At 60.0% G+C, this 18,591-nt stretch carries 18 protein-coding genes; 5 read left to right on the top strand and 13 right to left on the bottom strand.

Going from position 1 to position 18,591, the window contains the following annotated elements; translation table 11 throughout:
- Window positions 1–259: 259 nt before the first annotated feature.
- On the bottom strand, window positions 260–1,384 hold the full coding sequence (locus GN234_RS18320; RefSeq protein ID WP_109752844.1) for a GGDEF domain-containing protein: 1,125 nt from the start codon (window positions 1,382–1,384) through the stop codon (window positions 260–262).
- Between the two features lie 181 nt (window positions 1,385–1,565).
- A complete protein-coding gene (locus tag GN234_RS18315) occupies window positions 1,566–2,129 on the bottom strand; it encodes a TetR/AcrR family transcriptional regulator (protein WP_163856013.1) in 564 nt (187 codons plus the stop codon).
- A gap of 150 nt (window positions 2,130–2,279) precedes the next feature.
- Here GN234_RS18315 and GN234_RS18310 point away from each other — a divergent pair, with 150 nt between their 5' ends.
- Window positions 2,280–2,981: a glutathione S-transferase gene (locus GN234_RS18310; protein WP_176688876.1), complete on the top strand. Its 702-nt coding sequence runs from the start codon at window positions 2,280–2,282 to the stop codon at window positions 2,979–2,981.
- Between the two features lie 146 nt (window positions 2,982–3,127).
- Here GN234_RS18310 and GN234_RS18305 read toward each other — a convergent pair whose 3' ends face one another.
- Complete coding sequence (locus GN234_RS18305) at window positions 3,128–3,502, bottom strand: lysozyme inhibitor LprI family protein (RefSeq protein WP_109752845.1); 375 nt, start codon at window positions 3,500–3,502, stop codon at window positions 3,128–3,130.
- A 136-nt stretch (window positions 3,503–3,638) separates the two neighbouring features.
- The gene (locus GN234_RS18300; protein ID WP_176688875.1) at window positions 3,639–4,196 is read right to left on the bottom strand and encodes a hypothetical protein; all 558 of its coding nucleotides are present in this window, start codon (window positions 4,194–4,196) and stop codon (window positions 3,639–3,641) included.
- A 504-nt stretch (window positions 4,197–4,700) separates the two neighbouring features.
- Between GN234_RS18300 and GN234_RS18295 the strand changes: the two genes are divergently transcribed.
- Window positions 4,701–5,060, top strand: a complete 360-nt coding sequence (locus tag GN234_RS18295) for a DUF6124 family protein (RefSeq protein ID WP_163856007.1) — start codon at window positions 4,701–4,703, stop codon at window positions 5,058–5,060.
- A 290-nt stretch (window positions 5,061–5,350) separates the two neighbouring features.
- Here the strand turns inward: GN234_RS18295 and GN234_RS18290 are convergent, their stop codons facing one another.
- The 3 genes from GN234_RS18290 to GN234_RS18280 form a co-directional block, all read right to left on the bottom strand.
- On the bottom strand, window positions 5,351–6,124 hold the full coding sequence (locus GN234_RS18290; protein ID WP_072407698.1) for a MetQ/NlpA family ABC transporter substrate-binding protein: 774 nt from the start codon (window positions 6,122–6,124) through the stop codon (window positions 5,351–5,353).
- Between the two features lie 79 nt (window positions 6,125–6,203).
- Window positions 6,204–6,878, bottom strand: a complete 675-nt coding sequence (locus tag GN234_RS18285; RefSeq protein ID WP_003196204.1) for a methionine ABC transporter permease — start codon at window positions 6,876–6,878, stop codon at window positions 6,204–6,206.
- The gene (locus GN234_RS18280) at window positions 6,878–7,885 is read right to left on the bottom strand and encodes a methionine ABC transporter ATP-binding protein (RefSeq protein ID WP_176688874.1); all 1,008 of its coding nucleotides are present in this window, start codon (window positions 7,883–7,885) and stop codon (window positions 6,878–6,880) included. Before GN234_RS18280 ends, GN234_RS18285 begins: the two co-directional genes overlap by 1 nt.
- A 210-nt stretch (window positions 7,886–8,095) precedes the next feature.
- On the opposite strand from GN234_RS18280, the gene katE reads away from it, so the two are divergent.
- The gene (katE, locus tag GN234_RS18275) at window positions 8,096–10,288 is read left to right on the top strand and encodes a catalase HPII (RefSeq protein WP_233459555.1); all 2,193 of its coding nucleotides are present in this window, start codon (window positions 8,096–8,098) and stop codon (window positions 10,286–10,288) included.
- A 118-nt stretch (window positions 10,289–10,406) separates the two neighbouring features.
- On the opposite strand, the gene GN234_RS18270 is transcribed toward katE, so the two are convergent.
- Genes GN234_RS18270 through zur form a run of 4 tightly spaced genes read right to left on the bottom strand, consistent with a single transcriptional unit; the run spans window position 10,407 to window position 13,203 of the window.
- Complete coding sequence (locus GN234_RS18270; protein ID WP_176688873.1) at window positions 10,407–11,120, bottom strand: PA5502 family lipoprotein; 714 nt, start codon at window positions 11,118–11,120, stop codon at window positions 10,407–10,409.
- Between the two features lie 37 nt (window positions 11,121–11,157).
- Window positions 11,158–11,946 carry a zinc ABC transporter permease subunit ZnuB gene (gene znuB, locus GN234_RS18265; protein ID WP_109752854.1) on the bottom strand — a complete coding sequence of 263 codons (789 nt, stop codon included), beginning with the start codon at window positions 11,944–11,946 and terminating at the stop codon, window positions 11,158–11,160.
- Window positions 11,939–12,721 carry a zinc ABC transporter ATP-binding protein ZnuC gene (gene znuC / locus GN234_RS18260; RefSeq protein WP_109752855.1) on the bottom strand — a complete coding sequence of 261 codons (783 nt, stop codon included), beginning with the start codon at window positions 12,719–12,721 and terminating at the stop codon, window positions 11,939–11,941. Before znuC ends, znuB begins: the two co-directional genes overlap by 8 nt.
- Window positions 12,721–13,203, bottom strand: coding sequence for a zinc uptake transcriptional repressor Zur (gene zur, locus GN234_RS18255; RefSeq protein ID WP_109752856.1), 483 nt, complete (start codon window positions 13,201–13,203; stop codon window positions 12,721–12,723). The genes znuC and zur overlap by 1 nt, the downstream gene beginning before the upstream one ends.
- A gap of 66 nt (window positions 13,204–13,269) precedes the next feature.
- On the opposite strand from zur, the gene znuA reads away from it, so the two are divergent.
- On the top strand, window positions 13,270–14,199 hold the full coding sequence (gene znuA / locus GN234_RS18250) for a zinc ABC transporter substrate-binding protein ZnuA (protein ID WP_176688872.1): 930 nt from the start codon (window positions 13,270–13,272) through the stop codon (window positions 14,197–14,199).
- Between the two features lie 132 nt (window positions 14,200–14,331).
- Here the strand turns inward: znuA and GN234_RS18245 are convergent, their stop codons facing one another.
- Window positions 14,332–15,282, bottom strand: a complete 951-nt coding sequence (locus tag GN234_RS18245) for a homoserine kinase (RefSeq protein WP_163855998.1) — start codon at window positions 15,280–15,282, stop codon at window positions 14,332–14,334.
- 59 nt (window positions 15,283–15,341) lie between these two features.
- The gene (locus tag GN234_RS18240) at window positions 15,342–15,629 is read right to left on the bottom strand and encodes a DUF2782 domain-containing protein (protein ID WP_014335817.1); all 288 of its coding nucleotides are present in this window, start codon (window positions 15,627–15,629) and stop codon (window positions 15,342–15,344) included.
- 74 nt (window positions 15,630–15,703) lie between these two features.
- On the opposite strand from GN234_RS18240, the gene polA reads away from it, so the two are divergent.
- Entirely contained in the window at window positions 15,704–18,472 is a 2,769-nt protein-coding gene (gene polA / locus GN234_RS18235; protein WP_176688871.1) for a DNA polymerase I, read from the top strand.
- Window positions 18,473–18,591 lie beyond the last annotated feature (119 nt).

The following is an 18,591-nucleotide window of genomic DNA, read 5'->3' as shown; positions in this document are numbered from 1 at the left end:
ATTTTCTCGTCGCAGTACCGCCAACCTGTTTGGGTCGCAAGTGAGCCAGGACGAAGGAGGTGTTTGGGGGATCAACAGGGCCCGCGCAATAGCTGGCCTTCGAAGAGAGGGGAATCCACAAGCAGAATCATGGGATTTTCAATCGTTCCCGCGCTCCTGCGTGGGAATGCCGCCGGGGACGCTCCGCGTTCCGCTTCTGGAACATGACGCGGAGCGTGGGGACGATCAACTCCCGACTAACGATGCAAAGCCAACCTGACTAAGCCACAGCCACTCGATTGCGCCCCAACGCCTTCGCTCGATACAGCGCTTTATCCGCATCGTTCATCAAGCTGTGGAGATCCTTATTACAGGCCTCCGTCGATGCAACGCCGAGGCTGGCTGATATGCAGTGCACAGGCTCGATCACCAAGGCTGCGAGCGTATCGATAAGCCGCTCTGCAATCTGGGTGGCGACTTCGATGGAGGTGTTGGGCAGCAGAATGGCGAATTCTTCCCCACCTAGCCGGCCATGGATGTCCGTTGTGCGAAACGACGAGCTGATGACCTCCCCCATTTGGCGCAAAACCTGATCCCCGACCTGATGGCCGTAGGTGTCGTTGATGTGCTTGAAGTGATCCATATCCAACATGACCGCGCACAACCCTTGCCGCTTGGCCTTACATTCGTTGTAAAGTCGCTGGGCATGCTCGAAAAATGCTCGCCGACTCTTCAAGCCAGTCAGCTCATCGGTTTGAGCGGCGCGGGTTGAAATGCTGTTCGCCTGTTCCATTTCACGGGTGAGTCGGAAGGCGGTTTCCAGTGCCTGGGACATTTTGTGCGTGGCGCGGGCAGCGAATGCCGCGAACACCAGGATCGAGAGGGCCATGCCGACTTGGATCGGGGATGGTTGAAACAGCAGCCAGGCGGTGCATGGCAACAGCACCAGGCCGATGGAGACCAGTGTCATATCACGGTAGGCCGAGTAGCACGACACCGCGCTGACAGACATCCCGACAGCAAAGAGCATGACCAGTGCCTGCGTCAAAAGATCGTCTGCCGGCATGACAGCCAATGCGCCTCCGCCCCAGATGCTGGCGGACGACACCAGCGTGATCCAGTACTTGCGCTCCCAACGTTGAGGCGTGCGCTGACTTTCGTCGCTGCGGAAATAGGCCACAAATAGCGCGATACGCAACAGCGTCGAAGCGGTCAGGATGGCCAGCCACCAAAGAATGACGCTGTGCTCAAACCGATCCCAGCACAGCCAGCTCAGCATGATGGCTGCGAGGTAGCTACCGAAAACCGCAGAAACGGATTGGCGAAACAGTTGCTGCAAGCGGTCAGTTCGCACTTGCTCGGCTATTACAAAATCCTGGCCATTGCGCAATCTTGGGCCATCCATTTGAACCACCTGGTTATGACGCAACAAAAAAACGATTGTGGCACCCTGCCATTAGCGCAAACAACTGAATTACGCTCTTGGCCTCAACCAGATTCCAATATCCCCGCTGAAATTGAACCTCATGGCGAGGGAGCTTGCTCTCGGGGCATTGCGCATCTTCTGTGTTACAAGGAACAAGCAATCAGACTGGAATCAATCCCGTCTCCTGATAGCTCAAAATCAGATCATCGAACAGACGGATATCCGCCCGTGTTCGCGCGATCAACTGAGCACCCGCGACAGCGGTGTAAATGGCGCGGGCTCGGCGTTCGGATTGTTCTGGGCTAGCCGCTCCGGCATCTGCCAACACCTGGGCGAGCCACGTCACGTTAACGTCTGCAAACGCCCTGATCTCTCGCGACACCTCTTCGGGAAGGTCTTCGTATTCGGCGGCCATGAAGCTGGACAGACACAGCCTGTTGCCGTCCTCGAGCGACTTTCGAAAAATCGACGGGTACGCTTGCAGGCACCGCTTCGGATCGGTATTGGCGGAGCGTATCCCTTCCAACACCCGCAGCGCGTCCTGCCAGTAGCGTTCGGCGACTGCGGCACCCAGGCCTGCCTTGCTCGGGAAGTGGTAGTAAATACTCGCATTCTTGATGCCCACTTCTTCGGCAATGCTACGGAAGTTGATCCCGCTGTAACCGTGCAATTGGGCGGCGGATTTTGCCGCCGCCAATATGGCTTCCCGAGCATTTTCGTTCACGTTGCCCCCTCGCTTCGAGTCTTCGATTTATTCATACGCGCGGATTCTACTCACAGTTCCGTTTACCTGCCAATTGACAGGTAGGGGGTTGACAGCGCAAAAACATCGGCCCAGTCTTTACCTACCAATTGACAGGCAGGTGATCGGATCATGACCTCTTCGCAGCAGCACATTGACGTTTCCACTGTTCCTTCGATGAAAATCTACGATTGGTTCAACGGCCCTTACCCCGCCCGAGTGCGCATTGCGCTGGCGGAAAAGGGTTTGCTACCGAAAATCGAATTCGTGTCGGTGAATCTCTGGGCCGGTGAACACAAGCAACCCGAGTTCCTGGCCATCAATTACTCCGGGACTTTGCCCGTGCTGGAGCTGAACGATGGGACGCGAATTGCGGAATGCACGGCGATTACCCAGTACCTGGATAGCCTGGTCGGCGAACCGACGCTGACGGGCGAAACGCCTCTGGAAAAGGGCCTCATCCATATGATGACCAAGCGTGCCGAGAACGAGTTTCTCGATGCGGTCAGCGTGTATTTCCACCATGCTACACCGGGCCTCGGGCCCAAGGTCGAGCTGTATCAGAATGCGGAATGGGGTCGCCGGATGGGCGACAAGGCGATCAGGGGCATGGGCTATTTCGATAACCTGCTCAAAGACCAGCCCTTTGTCGCGGGTGACAAGTTCTCGATGGCCGACATTGCGGTGCTGGGCGGCATGATCTTCGCCTCGCTGGTGCAGCTCCCCGTGCCTGAAGAGTGCGTGGCGCTTCGAGCCTGGCACGCCAGGATACAGGAGCGCCCCAGCGTCCAGGCATGGCGTGCCATGGTCGAGCGTGGCGTTGAGCCGCGATAGCGGGTAAACCCGACAAAGAAAAACCCGACGCGTTACGTCGGGTTTTTCCTGGGTATTGCGACCCGCAAGTGAGTCACGGGTGCAAAAGGGATGGAGCGCTATGTTGAATGAGCGAGAGCAAGCCCGACGTGCTCATTGTTTACGGGTTACTCGACTTGCGACAGCTTGGCGTCATCGCAACCGGCAGCACGGCACTCGCGCTCGACAGCCTTGAGTATGACGATACGCGCCTCGGTCTTCTCATTGGCACAGTCCAGGTAGAGCAGGCCATCGTTGGAACAGGCGCTGTCACGATTTTTGATCCACTGGATTTGAGCGGCTTTTACTTTTTTCTTTTGCTCCGGGTTCAGAGCACCCATCGTCTTCTTGTATTGCTCGTTGATTTCCTGATCCGACTGAACCATTTTCAGCGACGCGCAATAGGTTCTGTCATAGGCATTTCTAGGGTTATCGCAACTCATCGCAGATGCCGATGCTGATGCCATTGCCAGCAATGCCCCAACCAACAAAGACTTGATCACTTACTTCTCTCCCTGAATGCCCTCTATTGATTAGAGGTCGCGGCGGGGAATTTATCATGAGGGTTGTCGAACAATGAAGCGGATCCTACCGCCTTCATGTTTTCCATGGCCCATGATCGGCCGCGACTGCCTTGCGCTACAACTTTGACTTTCTCGACCAAAGATCGAGGTCGCTGCCGCACGCCGCAACGATGTAGTTCCCACACCAAGAAAATCCGAACGCCCTCACATGGTCCCTGTAGATCACCGTGCAATCCGCTTGATGACCCTCAATCAGCGCATTTTTGAAGGGTTTGCTCAGAATAAGGCTGTTCTCGGGCCAATCCGGGGAAACCAGCTCCAGCCCTTCCCCGGCGATGTTGCCGGTTGGCAAGCCACCGCCGTTTATGCCACACAGCGATATGACTTCATCGGCGATCACGCCAATGCCCTGGCAATGCAACCCAAGTTCGCTCAAGCCCGCATATTCTTCATAGTCGCGCTCAATTTTTTCGCCTGTGTCGCAGTGCACAACACTTCGACCCGAGCTTGAGACGACCAGCAAATAGGGGCCTTTTTGCGAAAACCCTACCGATAGCAGCCCGCCGACGGCTATCGAGGCAATATGACTCCAGCCCTCGGGATTCTCATCGACAGGGATCTGGTCGATGAGTCGTATCAAGCGCTTTCGATTGTTTTCGCGTAATGAATTCATGAGTGCATTCGGATAAAAAGGTTTTGCAGCATCCCCAAACATCCCCAAGCCGGTCAAACATTCGTGGCGAGGGAGCTTGCTCCCGCTGGCTGCAAAGCAGCCCCACCCACTTCAAACCTCAACCGTAAACCCGTCTCGCCCCAGTTTACGGGCCAAAACCAAGCCCTGTTTATCCTCCTCACCACTCCCCGTCCACCAGGCTACCTAACCTTGCGCCATTGCCTACAACTACGCCAGAATCCGCCCGCTTGTGCGCCTTGCCCCCGGGTTCTATCGTTTTCCTGCCACTGCCCATCAGTGGTCGGGTTTAGTAGCCCGAGGTATTTAGTAAGGTGCAAAGCTCTATCAGTCAGGTATTTCCATGCCTGTATTTGATGGCGGCTGTGCGCAGGGCGCCCTCGGGCGCGCCGGCTTTGCTGAGTCCCCGGTCTACTAACCTGCGTACAGCTGCCACCCCTTGTTTAGTAGCTGGAGGGTTGCGGCTTCACCTACAGGACTTAGCACATGATCAAACCTACGCCGAATCCGCCAGAGGCGGACCAAGCTTCCCTGCGAACCAAATCCAAAGCCAAGAAACACGACGAAGCCACCAATCGCGTCTTGGATTACTACCTCCTACCAAAATCGGAAAAGTCCGAAGATGCGTCCCAACCGGGCCAGCTCTTCACCGTCGCAAAAAACGCCGATAACGAATCCCTCCTCGCCAACCTCAGCGAAACCCTGGCGGCAGCCGACGCGATGGTCAGCAACCTGGCCTTCGACCTGGAAGGTCCCCGTCGTCACATCGCCCTTGGTGTCCAGCAACTGATTGAACTGAGTTCATTGTTGGCGAATCGGGTGTTGGATAACGTTGATCCGCGATAGCAGATAAACATCCTTCCCAAAAGCAACCCGACATCTAGTGTTGGGTTTGCTTTATTAATGCTTTAGAAACACGCAAGTCCGCAGAGATTTCTCTCAAGCAGGCCTCGGAGGTAGGCACGAGAGTCAACCCTCATGCGTTGGGATAGGTATTGCGGCGGGACAATCACTAGGTCAATTAAATTTGATGAATGTCCGTGAGCTTGCAGATCTTTGCGGGACGCGCATATTTCCGAGCAAAAAAAACGGGCCTGCATTCCCACGCAGCCCCGTTTTTTCACCATCTGATCAGCTCAAAACGCCGGCAAAACCGCCCCTTTGTATTTCTCCAGAATAAAAGCCTTCACTTCCGGCGTATGCAGCGCCGCCACCAGCTTCTTCATCGCCTCACTGTCCTTGTCATCCTCACGAGCCACCAGGATATTCACATAAGGCGAGTCGTTACCTTCAATCACCAGCGCATCCTTGGAAGGATCAAGCTTGGCTTCCAACGCATAGTTGGTGTTGATCAACGCCAGATCCACCTGAGTCAGCACCCGCGGAATGGTCGCTGCTTCCAGCTCACGGAATTTCAGATCCTTCGGGTTCTCGGTGATGTCCTTGGTGGTGGACAGGATGTTGTTCGAATCCTTCAACTTGATCACCCCAGCCTTCGCCAGCAGCAACAGCGCACGGCCGCCGTTGGTGGCGTCGTTCGGGATGACCACGTTGGCGCCGCCCGGCAGTTCGGTAAGGGCCTTGTACTTGCTGGAGTACGCGCCCAGGGGTTCCAGGTGCACACCGGCCACGCTTACCAGGTGCGTGCCCTTGGCCTTGTTGAACTCATCCAGGTACGGCTGGTGCTGGAAGAAGTTGGCGTCCAGGCGTTTTTCCGCGACTTGTACGTTCGGCTGGATGTAGTCGGTGAAGACTTTGACCTTGAGGTCCACGCCTTCTTTGGCCAGGGCCGGTTTGACGAATTCGAGGATTTCCGCGTGCGGCACCGGGGTGGCGGCGACGGTCAGGGTGTCGGCGGCGTGGGCGGAAAACGCTGCGGCGGCAGCGAAGGCAACCAGTAGTTTCTTCATTCAGCTAACTCCTTTTGAAGCGCCTGCTCTCGGCGCCTGCCAGCGAATGGCCGGCTCATGGTTTATTGGCCGCGAGGCCTTATTTTCTAGAAAAATGCACAACCAGTTTGTCGCCCACGGTTTGCAGGACCTGAACCAGCACCAGCAGCAACACCACCGTGACCACCATCACATCGGTCTGGAAACGCTGGTAACCAAAACGGATCGCCAGGTCGCCCAAACCACCGGCGCCGACCACACCGGCCATCGCCGTGTAAGACACCAGCGTAATCGCTGTCACCGTAATCGCTGCAAAAATGCCTGGACGGGCTTCCGGCAGCAAGGCGTTGACGATGATCTGCCGGGTGGTCGCGCCCATGGCCTGGGTCGCTTCGATGATGCCGCGATCGACTTCGCGCAAGGCGGTTTCCACCAACCGCGCAAAGAACGGTGTCGCGCCGACCACCAGCGGCGGGATCGCGCCGGCCACGCCCAGGGAGGTGCCGGTGATCAATACCGTGAACGGGATCATCACGATCAACAGGATGATGAACGGCAGCGAACGCAGGATGTTGACGATGAGCGACAGCAGCGCATAAACGCCGCGGGCTTCGAGCAACTGGCGCGGGCTGCACAGGAACAGCAACACGCCCAGCGGCAGGCCGAGCAGCACGGTAAACAACAGCGAACCGAACAGCATCAGGAAGGTGTCGCCCGTCGCCAGCCAGATTTCCAGCCAGTCGATGTTGGAGAAGAACGAACTCAACAGTTCCATTAGCGCAGCACCTCCATGTGGACATCGGCCGCGGTGAAGCGGGCGAACGCCGCCTCCATGTCACCGCCGGTGATGGCGAGGGTCAGTTGCCCGTAGGGGGTGTCTTTGATGCGGTCGATGCGGCCGGCCAGGATGCTGTAGTCCACGCCGGTTTCCCGGGCGATGGTGCCGAGCAATGGCGCGTAGGTCGCGTCGCCCTGGAAGGTCAGACGCACGATGCGCCCGGGCACGTGGGCGAAATCGTCGCGCTGTTCGCTTTCGTCGATTTGCTCGTCTTCCTGGACGAAACGCTTGGTGGTCGGGTGCTTGGGGTGCAGGAACACCTCGGCCACCGGGCCTTGCTCGACGATCACGCCAGCGTCCATCACCGCTACTTGATCGCAGACGCGGCGGATCACGTCCATTTCATGGGTGATCAGCACGATGGTCAGCTTCAGCTCACGGTTGATTTCCGCCAGCAGTTGCAGCACCGAGGCGGTGGTCTGCGGGTCGAGGGCACTGGTGGCCTCGTCGCACAGCAAGATCTTCGGCTTGGTCGCCAGGGCGCGGGCGATGCCGACGCGCTGCTTCTGGCCGCCGGACAATTGCGCCGGGTACTTGCGGGCGTGGTCGGACAGCCCGACCCGCGCCAGCAACTCGGCCACTCGGCGGTCAATGTCGCTGCGGGACAGTTCGCCCGCGAGCGTCAGTGGCAGCGCGACGTTGTCGGCCACGGTCTTGGACGCCAGCAGGTTGAAGTGCTGGAAAATCATCCCGACCTGCTGCCGGAAACGCCGCAGGCCGCTGGCGTCCAGGGCGGTGACTTCTTCGCCGTCGACGATGATCTTGCCGCCTGTGGAATCTTCCAGGCGATTGATCAGACGCAGCAGGGTACTTTTTCCCGCACCGGAATGGCCGATCAAGCCGAAGACCTGACCGTTCTCAATCGTCAGACTGGTCGGATGCAGGGCGGGGATATCCCTACCGGCGACCCGGTAGGTTTTATGGACGTTTTGAAACTCGATCACGTAGCGAACCTTGTGGGGCGCGTTGGAAAAGGGTCAGCGGTTAGCCGGGCGCGCATTTTAGCCTGTCCGTATAGAGGTTCTTAGCATTTATTTGCGATCGGACCTGTCATTTGGCAATAACGCGATCAAAGGCCATAAAAAAGGAACACAGCCAAACGGCATCGGTCACTCATTAAGCAACTCGAAAATGCCCAGGTACCGACCTGCGGCATCGAACTCAAGAGTCCTGGCCACGGCGGGGATCGCAAAGAGGAGTCATGCCTGATGAGTACCGAAAAGCCCACGGTCAACAAGAGCCAACTGGCCGGGACCGACACGCTGGATCGCGGCAACACCAACGCCAAGCTCGAGAGCCTGGAACGGTTTCGCTCCGACGCCACCGAACAAGCATTGCGCACCAATCAGGGCGTGAAGATCGCCGATAACCAGAACACCCTTCGCGTCGGCGCTCGCGGGCCTTCGCTGCTGGAAGACTTCATCATGCGTGAAAAAATCACGCACTTTGACCATGAGCGAATCCCGGAGCGCATCGTCCACGCTCGTGGTACCGGCGCCCATGGTTATTTTCAGAGCTATGATGCGCACTCGGCCTTGACCAAAGCCGGTTTCCTACAAGATCCGAGTAAGAAAACCCCGGTGTTCGTGCGTTTTTCCACCGTGCAAGGGCCGCGGGGTTCCGGCGATACCGTGCGGGACGTGCGTGGCTTTGCGGTGAAGTTCTTTACCGACGAAGGCAACTTCGACCTGGTGGGCAACAACATGCCGGTGTTTTTCATCCAGGATGCGGTGAAGTTTCCAGACTTCGTCCACGCGGTGAAACCCGAACCGCACAATGAAATACCTACCGGCGGTTCGGCCCACGACACCTTCTGGGATTTCGTCTCGCTGGTGCCGGAGTCGGCGCATATGGTGATCTGGGCGATGTCCGACCGGGCCATTCCGAAAAGCCTGCGCAGCATGCAGGGCTTTGGCGTGCACACCTTCCGCATGATCAACGCCGAAGGCAAAAGCAGCTTCGTCAAATTCCACTGGCGCCCTACGGTCGGCACCTGTTCATTGGTGTGGGACGAAGCCCAGAAACTGGCGGGTAAAGATACCGACTACCACCGTCGCGATCTCTGGGAATCGATCGAGATGGGCGACTACCCGGAATGGGAATTTGGCGTACAGATCGTCGCCGAGGAAGACGAGCATAAGTTCGACTTCGACCTGCTCGACCCGACCAAGATCATCCCTGAAGAACTGGTCCCCATCACGCCCCTGGGCAAGATGGTGCTGAACCGCAACCCGGACAACTTCTTCGCCGAAGTCGAGCAAGTTGCCTTCTGCCCCGGGCATATCGTGCCGGGCATCGACTTTTCCAACGACCCGTTGCTGCAGGGCCGGCTGTTTTCCTACACCGATACGCAAATCAGCCGACTCGGTGGGCCGAATTTTCATGAGCTGCCGATCAACCGGGCGATTACCCCGGTGCACAACGGCCAGCGTGACGGCATGCACCGCAGCACCATCGACAAGGGGCGCGCTTCCTACGAGCCGAACTCCATCGATGGCGGTTGGCCGAAAGAAACCCCGCCCGGACCTGAGGACGGTGGCTTCGAAAGCTATCCAGAACGCATCGACGCCTACAAGATTCGCCAACGCAGCGATTCGTTCGCCGACCATTTTTCCCAAGCGCGGTTGTTCTACAAGAGCATGAGCCCTCATGAGCAGGAGCACATCATCGCCGCCTACAGCTTCGAACTGGGCAAGGTGGAGCGGGAGTTCATCCGGGCGCGGCAGGTCAACGAAATCCTCGCCAACATCGATCTGGAACTGGCCGGACGGGTCGCGAAGAACCTCGGCTTGCCGGCACCCACCGCCGGCACCGTCGATGTACCGAAGCCTTCGCTGGAGCAGTCCCCGGCCTTGAGCCAGGCGAACCTGCTGTCCGGGGACATCAAGACCCGCAAGGTGGCGGTGCTGGTGGCCGACGGTGTCGATGGCGCGATCATCGATGCGCTCAAGCAAGCCCTGAAGGCTGAGGGCGCCCATGCCAAAGTACTTGGGCCGACTTCGGCGCCAGTGACTACGGCCGATGGGAAAAAGCTAGCGGTGGATGCGTCCATGGAAGGCTTGCCGTCGATTGCCTTTGACGCGGTGTTCGTACCGGGTGGCGCGGAGTCGATCAAGGCCTTGAGTCGCGACGGCGTGGCGTTGCATTACGTGCTGGAGGCCTACAAGCATCTGAAAGCCATTGGGCTTCATGGTGAGGCCCGGCAGTTGCTGGTGGAGTTGAAGCTGGAAGTGGATGCGGGGTTGATCGAAGACGCGGAGGCGAGCGGTTTTTCGCGGTTTTTTGCGGCGATTGCTCAGCATCGGGTTTGGGCGCGGGAGCCTAAGGCCAAGGCGGTTCCGGCTTGAGGGTTGTCTGAAAGAGATTGTTTGCTGGTAGGACGCTATCGCGAGCAGGCTCGCTCCCACATGGGGTTTTGTGATCGACACAAAATCACTGTGGGAGCGAGCCTGCTCGCGATGCTTTTTAAGGCTTACGCGGAGTTAGAACCATCTGCGCCGGCACGCTGCGCAAAATCTGCTTTTGCAACTTCAGGTCAAACCCAGGATCAAGTTTCTTGACCCGCTTGGTCAGCAACGTCGCCAACCACGGATAATCATCGGTGCGTGGCGCCTGGATGCTGACGTCACATTGAAAATTCACCACATCAGCGGCGATGGCATCCAATTGACGGCGCAGTTGCTGGATATCGGCGATGTTGAGTGCCACCGTGGTGCTTTCGGCGCTCGGATCGATCACTTTGGCGACCGGTTTGGCTTCGGCGGCCTGGAGGGCTGCCTCGGCTTTATCCAGCTCGGCCTTGCGCGCTTCGGCAATGGCGCTGTTGACCTCGCCGGTGAGCGCCGGGGCCTTGGGCATCAAGGCTCGGGCACGGCTCAGGGCCGTGGCGGCGGCGTTGACATCGCCTTTTTGCAGATCGATCTGGCTGCGACGCAAGTACGCCTCGGCCAGTAGCCGCTGGTAGGGTTCCAGCGACGGGTCTTCGGGCGACTGGGCTTGCAAGGCGGCCAACTGGTCTTCAGCGGTGGCCAGCTCATTGCTGGCCAGGCTTTGCTCGAGCTGCGCGATGGCCGGGCCCCGCGTATCGGGGGCCTGGGTGACCGGCGGTGTACTCTGGCAAGCGCCCAGCAGCAGGGAAAATGCGACAAGGAGCAGATAACGGGAGGCGAACGGCTTCATTCCTGCGACTCTCTATTTGCGCAAAAAGCGAGCAAGTCTACACCCCTCTACGAGGCAGGACAAAACTCAGCAGAAACAACGCAGCGGCGCTGACCACGATCGACGGACCGGCCGGGGTGTCCTTGAACCACGACAACGCCAATCCACCGCACACCGCGAGCATGCCCAGCAGGCTCGCGCCCAGGGCCATTTGCTCCGGGGAGCGGGCGTGACGCTGTGCCGCAGCCGCCGGGATGATCAGCAATGAAGTGATCAGCAAGACACCGACGATCTTCATCGCCACCGCGATGACTACGGCAATCAGCAGCATCAGTGCCAGACGCAAACCCACCACCGGCAAGCCTTCGACGCGCGCCAGTTCCTCGTGCACGGTGACGGCCAGCAAGGGCCGCCAGAGCGCCACCAGCAACAACAGCACCGCCGCGCTACCGCCGAGGATCCACGACAGGTCTGTCGGACTGATCGCCAACAGATCGCCGAACAGATAGGCCATCAGGTCAATTCGCACGTCATGCATGAAGCTTAGTACCACCAGCCCGAGGGACAGGGTGCTCGGCGCCAGAATGCCCAACAGTGTGTCGGACGCCAGCGGCTGGCGCTGTTGCAACGTCACCAACAACACCGCCAACAACAGGCAGCCAACGGTCACCGCCACCGCGGGGCTGACATCCAGCAGAAACCCCAGGGCCACGCCGAGCAACGCCGCGTGGGACAAGGTGTCGCCAAAATAAGCCATGCGCCGCCAGACCACGAACGAGCCCAAGGGGCCGGCCACCAGCGCCAGGGCCAGGCCTGCGAGCAGGGCGTACAACAGAAAATCAGCCATGCTTGCAGCCATCTCCATGAACATGATTGGAAGCAGAAGGGGCACTGACCACTGAACCATGCAGGTCGTGGGCGTGATCGTGGTGGTGGTGATAAATCGCCAGGCTTTGTGCGTTCTTTCCGAACAACTCGACGAAGGCCGGATCGCCGCTGACCTGCTCGGGATGCCCGGAACAGCAGACGTGGCGGTTGAGGCAGACCACTTGGTCGGTGGTGCTCATCACCAGGTGCAGATCGTGGGACACCATCAGCACGCCGCAACCATGACGGTCGCGCAAGCGCGTGATCAGGCTGTACAGCTCGGCCTGCCCCGCTACATCGACACCTTGCACCGGTTCGTCGAGCACCAGCAGTTCAGGCTCGCGCAGCAGAGCGCGGGCCAGCAGCACGCGCTGCATTTCGCCACCGGAAACACTTTGCACCGGGCTGTCGATTACCTGTTCGGCGCCGACTTCGTTGAGCGCCGCCAAGGCCCGTGCGCGGTCCACGCCAGGCACCAGGCGCAGGAAGCGCAACACCGACAGCGGTAGCGTCGGGTCTACGTGGAGTTTTTGCGGCATGTAGCCGACCCGCAGCTTTGGCTTGCGCCAGACACTGCCGCTGTCGGGCTTGAGCAAACCGAGCACGGCGCGCACCAGTGTGGTCTTGCCGGCGCCGTTGGGGCCGATCAGGGTCACGATCTGCCCCGGCTCGACGCTCAGTTGGATGTTGTCCAGCACGCTCTGCCCGGCGAACGTCACGGCCACCTGCTCAAGGCGGATCAACGCATTGCTCATCAGGCCCCCTGGCAGCCGGAGCACAGACCGACCACTTCGACGGTCTGGGTATCGACCACGAAGCCGACTTCTTTGGCGCTGGCGATGATCGCATCGCTGATGGACTTCTGCTCCAGCTCGATGGCCGCATGGCATTCGCGGCAGATAAGGAACTGGCCTTGGTGGGCGTGCTCCGGATGGTTGCAGCCGACGAAGGCGTTCAGCGACGAAATGCGATGCACCAGGCCGTTTTCCAGGAGGAAATCCAGTGCCCGATAGACCGTCGGCGGCGCGGCGCGGCGGCCGTCCTGCTCGCTGAGCACGGCGAGGATGTCGTAGGCGCCCAGCGGCTTGTGGCTCTGCCAGACCAATTCCAACACGCGCCGACGCAAGGCGGTCAGGCGCAACCCCTGGCGCGCGCAGATGGCATCGGCCTCGGACAGCGCGCTGTGCACACAGTGGGAGTGATCGTGGGGACGACTGGCAAGGGGTGTAATAGGCATGGGCAGCGACGAGTTTAGTGAGAGACGTTATTATGTTACCCGTTCTCGCCTCTACGAGTGGTCATCGTGTCCCGATTTTTTTCGCTCTTTGTCGTTTTTGTCGCAAGTTTTCTACTGATTGGCCCGGCCCAGGCCGACGTCAAGGTGCTCACCAGCATCAAGCCGTTACAGCTGATTGCCGCTGCGGTGCAGGACGGCGTGGCGGTTCCGGAAGTGTTGCTGCCTCCCGGTGCTTCGCCGCATCACTATGCCTTGCGGCCATCCGACGTACGGAAGGTGCAGTCAGTGGACTTGCTGTACTGGATTGGGCCCGACATGGAAGGTTTCCTGCCGCGAGTGTTGAACGGTCGTACCCTGCCCTCCGTCGCGGTGCAGGATCTGCCGGGGCTCAAGTTGCGTCACTTCGCCCAGGACAGCGCCTCCCACGAGGACGATGATCATGACGGCGATGAACACGATCACGACCATCGCCCCGGCAGCGTGGATGCCCACTTGTGGCTCTCGCCGCTCAATGCGCGGGTGATCGCGGCGAAAATGGCGGCTGACCTGAGCGCGGCGGATCCGGCCAACGCTGCCCGCTATCAAAGCAACCTCAAGGGTTTCAACCAGCGTCTCGACGCCCTGGATACACGCTTGAAGGCGCACCTGGCCGGGGTCGCGGGCAAGCCGTATTTCGTGTTCCACGAAGCGTTTGATTATTTCGAAGACAACTACGGCCTCAAGCACGCCGGGGTGTTCGCCGTGGCTGCCGAAGTCCAGCCCGGTGCCCAGCACGTGGCGGCGATGCGCACGCGCTTGCAGGCGGTGGGCAAGACCTGCGTGTTCAGCGAACCACCGCTGCGCCCGCGCCTGGCCGAAACCCTGGTGGCCGGGTTGCCGGTGAAGCTGGCGGAACTGGATGCACTGGGCGGCTATACCCCGGCGACGGCGCAGGGGTATGAGCAGTTGTTGGAGAAGTTGGGCAATGATTTGGCGGGGTGCCTGGAGTCGCTGTAATCCCCTCCGCTGTTGTGGTGAGGGAGCTTGCTCCCGCTGGGCTGCGAAGCGGCCCCAACATCTTGCGGTCGCTACGCAACCCAGCGGGAGCAAGCTCCCTCGCCACAAAAGCATTCGCGCATTGACTGGCTGTTACAAGGCGAAAGGCAACTGTGCGTGAATCGTCTGCCGCTGCGCCAGCCGCTGCTGGAACTCCATCGGATCGTGAATCAACACATCCTGCCCGGCAAACGATTCGGCGGCGATCAACCGCGACAGCCAGAACCGCACGCACGCCACGCGCAGCATGGTCGGCCATAGCTCGGCCTCGGCAGCCGTAAACGGCCGCAGCGCCGCATAGGCGCCCAGCAACGCCCGCGCCCGAGGGCCATCGAGCGCACCGTCGTCATTCGAGCACCAGTCGTTCAAGGCGATGGCAACGTCATACAGCATCGGCCCGGAGCAAGCGTTGTAGAAGTCGATCAACCCGGTCAGGTGCGTGCCTTCGAACATCGCATTGTCGCGGAACAGATCGGCATGGATGTTGGCGCGCGGCAGCGCCAGGATGCCGACCTTCTGCAAAACGATTTCATCCAATGCCGCTTCCAGCAACCGACGCGGCTCAGCGTCGAGGTGCGACAACAGCTTGGCGCCCTCCTCCTGCATCCAGTCCAGGCCGCGGTCGGTCTTGCGCTTGATCATCTTGTCCCGGGTCGCCAGGTGCAGATGGGCCAGCAACTCGCCGACCTGGGCGCAATGTTGCGCGTTGGCCTGCTTGATGTGCTTGCCTGCCAGGCGCGGTTGCAACAGTGCCGGTTTGCCCGCCAGTTCCCGCAGTGCCACGCCGTCGGTGGTGCGCAAGGCATAAGGCACCGGCAGGTCGGCGTCATGCAGCACGTCCAGCAGTTCGATGAAGAACGGCATTTCCTGCACCGGGCCGCGCTCGACCAGGGTCAGGACGAACTCGCCCTGCTCCAGGCTGATGAAGAAGTTGGTGTTTTCGCTGCCAGCGGCGATCCCTTGGAAATCAAGCAGACGGCCAAGCCCGTAAGGGGCGAGAAAGGTTTCCAGCTCGGGCCGAGCCAGGGGGGTGAACACAGACATGGTTAAAACTGCCAGTACGGGCGCCCTTCAGCGGGCGCCGGTTGAAGTCGCGAGCGGTATTACCACTCAAAGATTTTCCACGACGGAATCAGCATATCCGGCTGGTCCGAGCGGATGAAGTTTGCATCAGTGCCATCGGCGCGTACCAGGAAATAAGGCTTGCCGTTCTTGGGCGTGACCTTGATCGCGTACAAAAATCCGTTTTGCCGATACTCCTGAATGGTTCTATCACCTTCGGTGCGGATGGTGACGTCCGGGTCCGCGGAGGGTGCGTCATCCGCTGCCATGACGGCCAACGGTGTAATTGCAAACAAGCCAGCCAGTAACAGGCGATTTAGTGTACGCATGATAACCTTGTCCCTTTGTCGTCAACGGTCCCGCTATTCTAGCCCCGGACCCGCCGAAAAGGTTGATCCTGCTCATGAGCCAAGCCCCCCTCGTCCTGGTGGACGGTTCTTCTTATCTGTACCGCGCCTTTCACGCGCTGCCACCGCTGACCACCTCCAAAGGCCTGCCGACCGGTGCGGTCAAGGGCGTGCTGAACATGCTCAAGAGCCTGCGCAAGCAGTATCCGGACAGTCCGTTCGCGGTGGTGTTCGACGCCAAGGGTGGGACATTTCGCGATGCGCTGTACGCCGAATACAAGGCCAACCGCCCGAGCATGCCCGACGACATGCGCGTGCAGATCGAGCCGCTGCATGCCAGCGTCAAGGCCCTGGGCTTCCCGCTGCTGTGCGTGGACAACGTCGAGGCCGATGACGTAATCGGCACCCTGGCCCGCAGCAGCGCCGCGGCCGACCGCCCAGTGGTGATCTCCACCGGTGACAAGGACATGGCGCAGTTGGTCGATGGGCACATTACCTTGGTCAATACCATGACTGGTAGCGCCCTGGACGTGGCTGGCGTGAAGGAGAAGTTTGGCGTCGCTCCCGAGCAGATCATCGATTACCTGGCGTTGATGGGCGATTCGTCCGACAACATCCCGGGCGTCCCGGGCATCGGACCGAAGACCGCTTCCGGCCTGCTGGTGGGCGTCAATGGCGGCCTGACCGAGCTGTATGCGCAACTGGACATCGTCGCCACTTTGCCGATCCGTGGTGCCAAGACCCTGGCCGCCAAGCTTGAAGAGCACAAGGAAATGGCGTTCCTTTCCTATGAGCTGGCAACCATCAAGACCGACGTGCCGTTGGACGTCGGTCTCGACGACCTGCAAATGGGCACGCCAGATCACGAGAAACTGGCCGAGCTGTACACGTTGCTGGAGTTCAAGAGCTGGTTCGAAGAAAACCAGCGCGACGCCAAGCGTGCCGGCCAGGAGATCGTTGAAGTCAGCGACGAACAACCCGGCGCCGCCGAGGCCAAGTACGAAGTCATCCTCGATCAGGCGCGCTTCGATGCCTGGCTGGCCAAACTCGACAAAGCGCCGCTGTTCGCGTTCGTCACCGAAACCAACGGTAGCGACGCCCAGCATTCGCAACTGGTGGGATTGTCGTTCGCCGTTGCGCCGTTCGAGGCCGCCTACATCCCGCTGACCCACTCCTACATGGGCGTGCCGGAGCAACTGGACCGCGATGCGGTGCTCAAGGCCCTCAAGCCACTGCTGGAAAACCCGAACAAGCTCAAGGTCGGCCAGCACGCCAAGTTCGAAACCAATATCCTGGCCAACTGCGCCATCGGTGGCGACCAGGGCAATGGCATCCTGGTCCAGGGCATCGCCTTCGACACCATGCTCGAATCCTACGTGCTGGACTCCACCGCGACCCGCCACGACATGGACAGCCTGGCGCTCAAGTACCTGGGCCAGAGCAAGACCGATTTCCAGGATATCGCTGGCAAAGGCGTCAAACAGCTGACCTTCGACCAGATCTCCCTGGAACTGGCCGGCCCTTACGCCGCCGAGGATGCGGACGTGACCTTGCGCCTGCACCAGGCCTTGCAGGAGAAGCTGGCGGCCACGCCGAGCCTGGGTAAAGTGCTCACTGAAATCGAAATGCCGTTGATGCCGGTCCTGGCGCGTATCGAGCGCCAGGGTGCGTTGGTCGATGCCAACCTGCTGGGCGTGCAGAGTGTCGAGTTGGGCGAGAAGCTGGTGGCGCTGGAGCGTGAGGCGTTTGCCATCGCCGGCGAGGAATTCAACCTGGGCTCGCCGAAGCAATTGGGTGTGATCCTCTACGAAAAACTCGGCTTGCCGGTGCTCAGCAAAACCGCCAAGGGCCAGGCGTCCACCGCCGAAGCGGTGCTCGCCGAGTTGGCGGAGCAGGATTACCCGCTGCCCAAGGTGCTGATGCAGTACCGCTCGCTGAGCAAGCTCAAGAGCACCTACACCGATCGCCTGCCGGAACAGATCAACAGCCGCACCGGTCGCGTTCATACCAATTATCAACAGGCCGTGGCCGCTACCGGGCGTCTGTCGTCCATCGACCCGAACCTGCAGAACATCCCGATTCGCACCGCCGAAGGTCGACGCATCCGCCAGGCCTTCATTGCGCCGAAAGGCTACAAGCTGTTGGCGGCGGACTACTCGCAGATCGAATTGCGGATCATGGCGCACCTGGCCAAGGATGAAGGCCTGCTCCATGCCTTCCGCAATGATCTGGATGTGCACCGGGCCACGGCGGCCGAGGTTTTTGGTGTCGATCTGGAGGCAGTCACCCATGACCAGCGCCGCAGCGCCAAGGCAATCAACTTCGGTTTGATCTATGGCATGAGCGCGTTCGGCCTGGCCAAGCAGATTGGTGTCGATCGCAAGCAGTCCCAGGCCTACATCGACCGCTACTTCGCCCGCTACCCAGGTGTGCTGGCGTACATGGAGCGCACCCGCGCCCAAGCGGCCGAGCAAGGTTTTGTCGAAACCATTTTCGGCCGCCGGTTGTACCTGCCGGACATCAACGCGAAAAACCCGGCCCTGCGCAAAGGCGCCGAGCGTACCGCCATCAACGCGCCGATGCAGGGCACGGCGGCCGACATCATCAAGAAAGCCATGGTGGCGGTGGATCGCTGGCTGAGCACGTCAGGGCTGGATGCCAAGGTTATCCTGCAGGTACACGACGAACTGGTGCTGGAAGTGAGGGAAGACCTGGTCGACCAGGTGCGCGAGGAAATCCGCCAGCACATGAGCGCCGCCGCCACCCTGGACGTGCCGCTGCTGGTGGAGGTGGGCGTGGGCAATAACTGGGACGAGGCGCACTGAGTCGTAACGGCTGGACTGAACGAACTGGGGATAGGGTGAGCCCTGTGGCGAGGGGGATTTATCCCCGCTGGGCTGCGAAGCAGCCCTAAGACCTTTCACCTCAGTGTGTCAGCTGATTA

It is taken from the genome of Pseudomonas bijieensis (assembly GCF_013347965.1).
Classification (GTDB): domain Bacteria; phylum Pseudomonadota; class Gammaproteobacteria; order Pseudomonadales; family Pseudomonadaceae; genus Aquipseudomonas; species Aquipseudomonas bijieensis.
The sequence above is the reverse complement of the archived record's forward strand: the minus strand, read 5'-3'. Positions and strand labels throughout refer to the sequence as shown.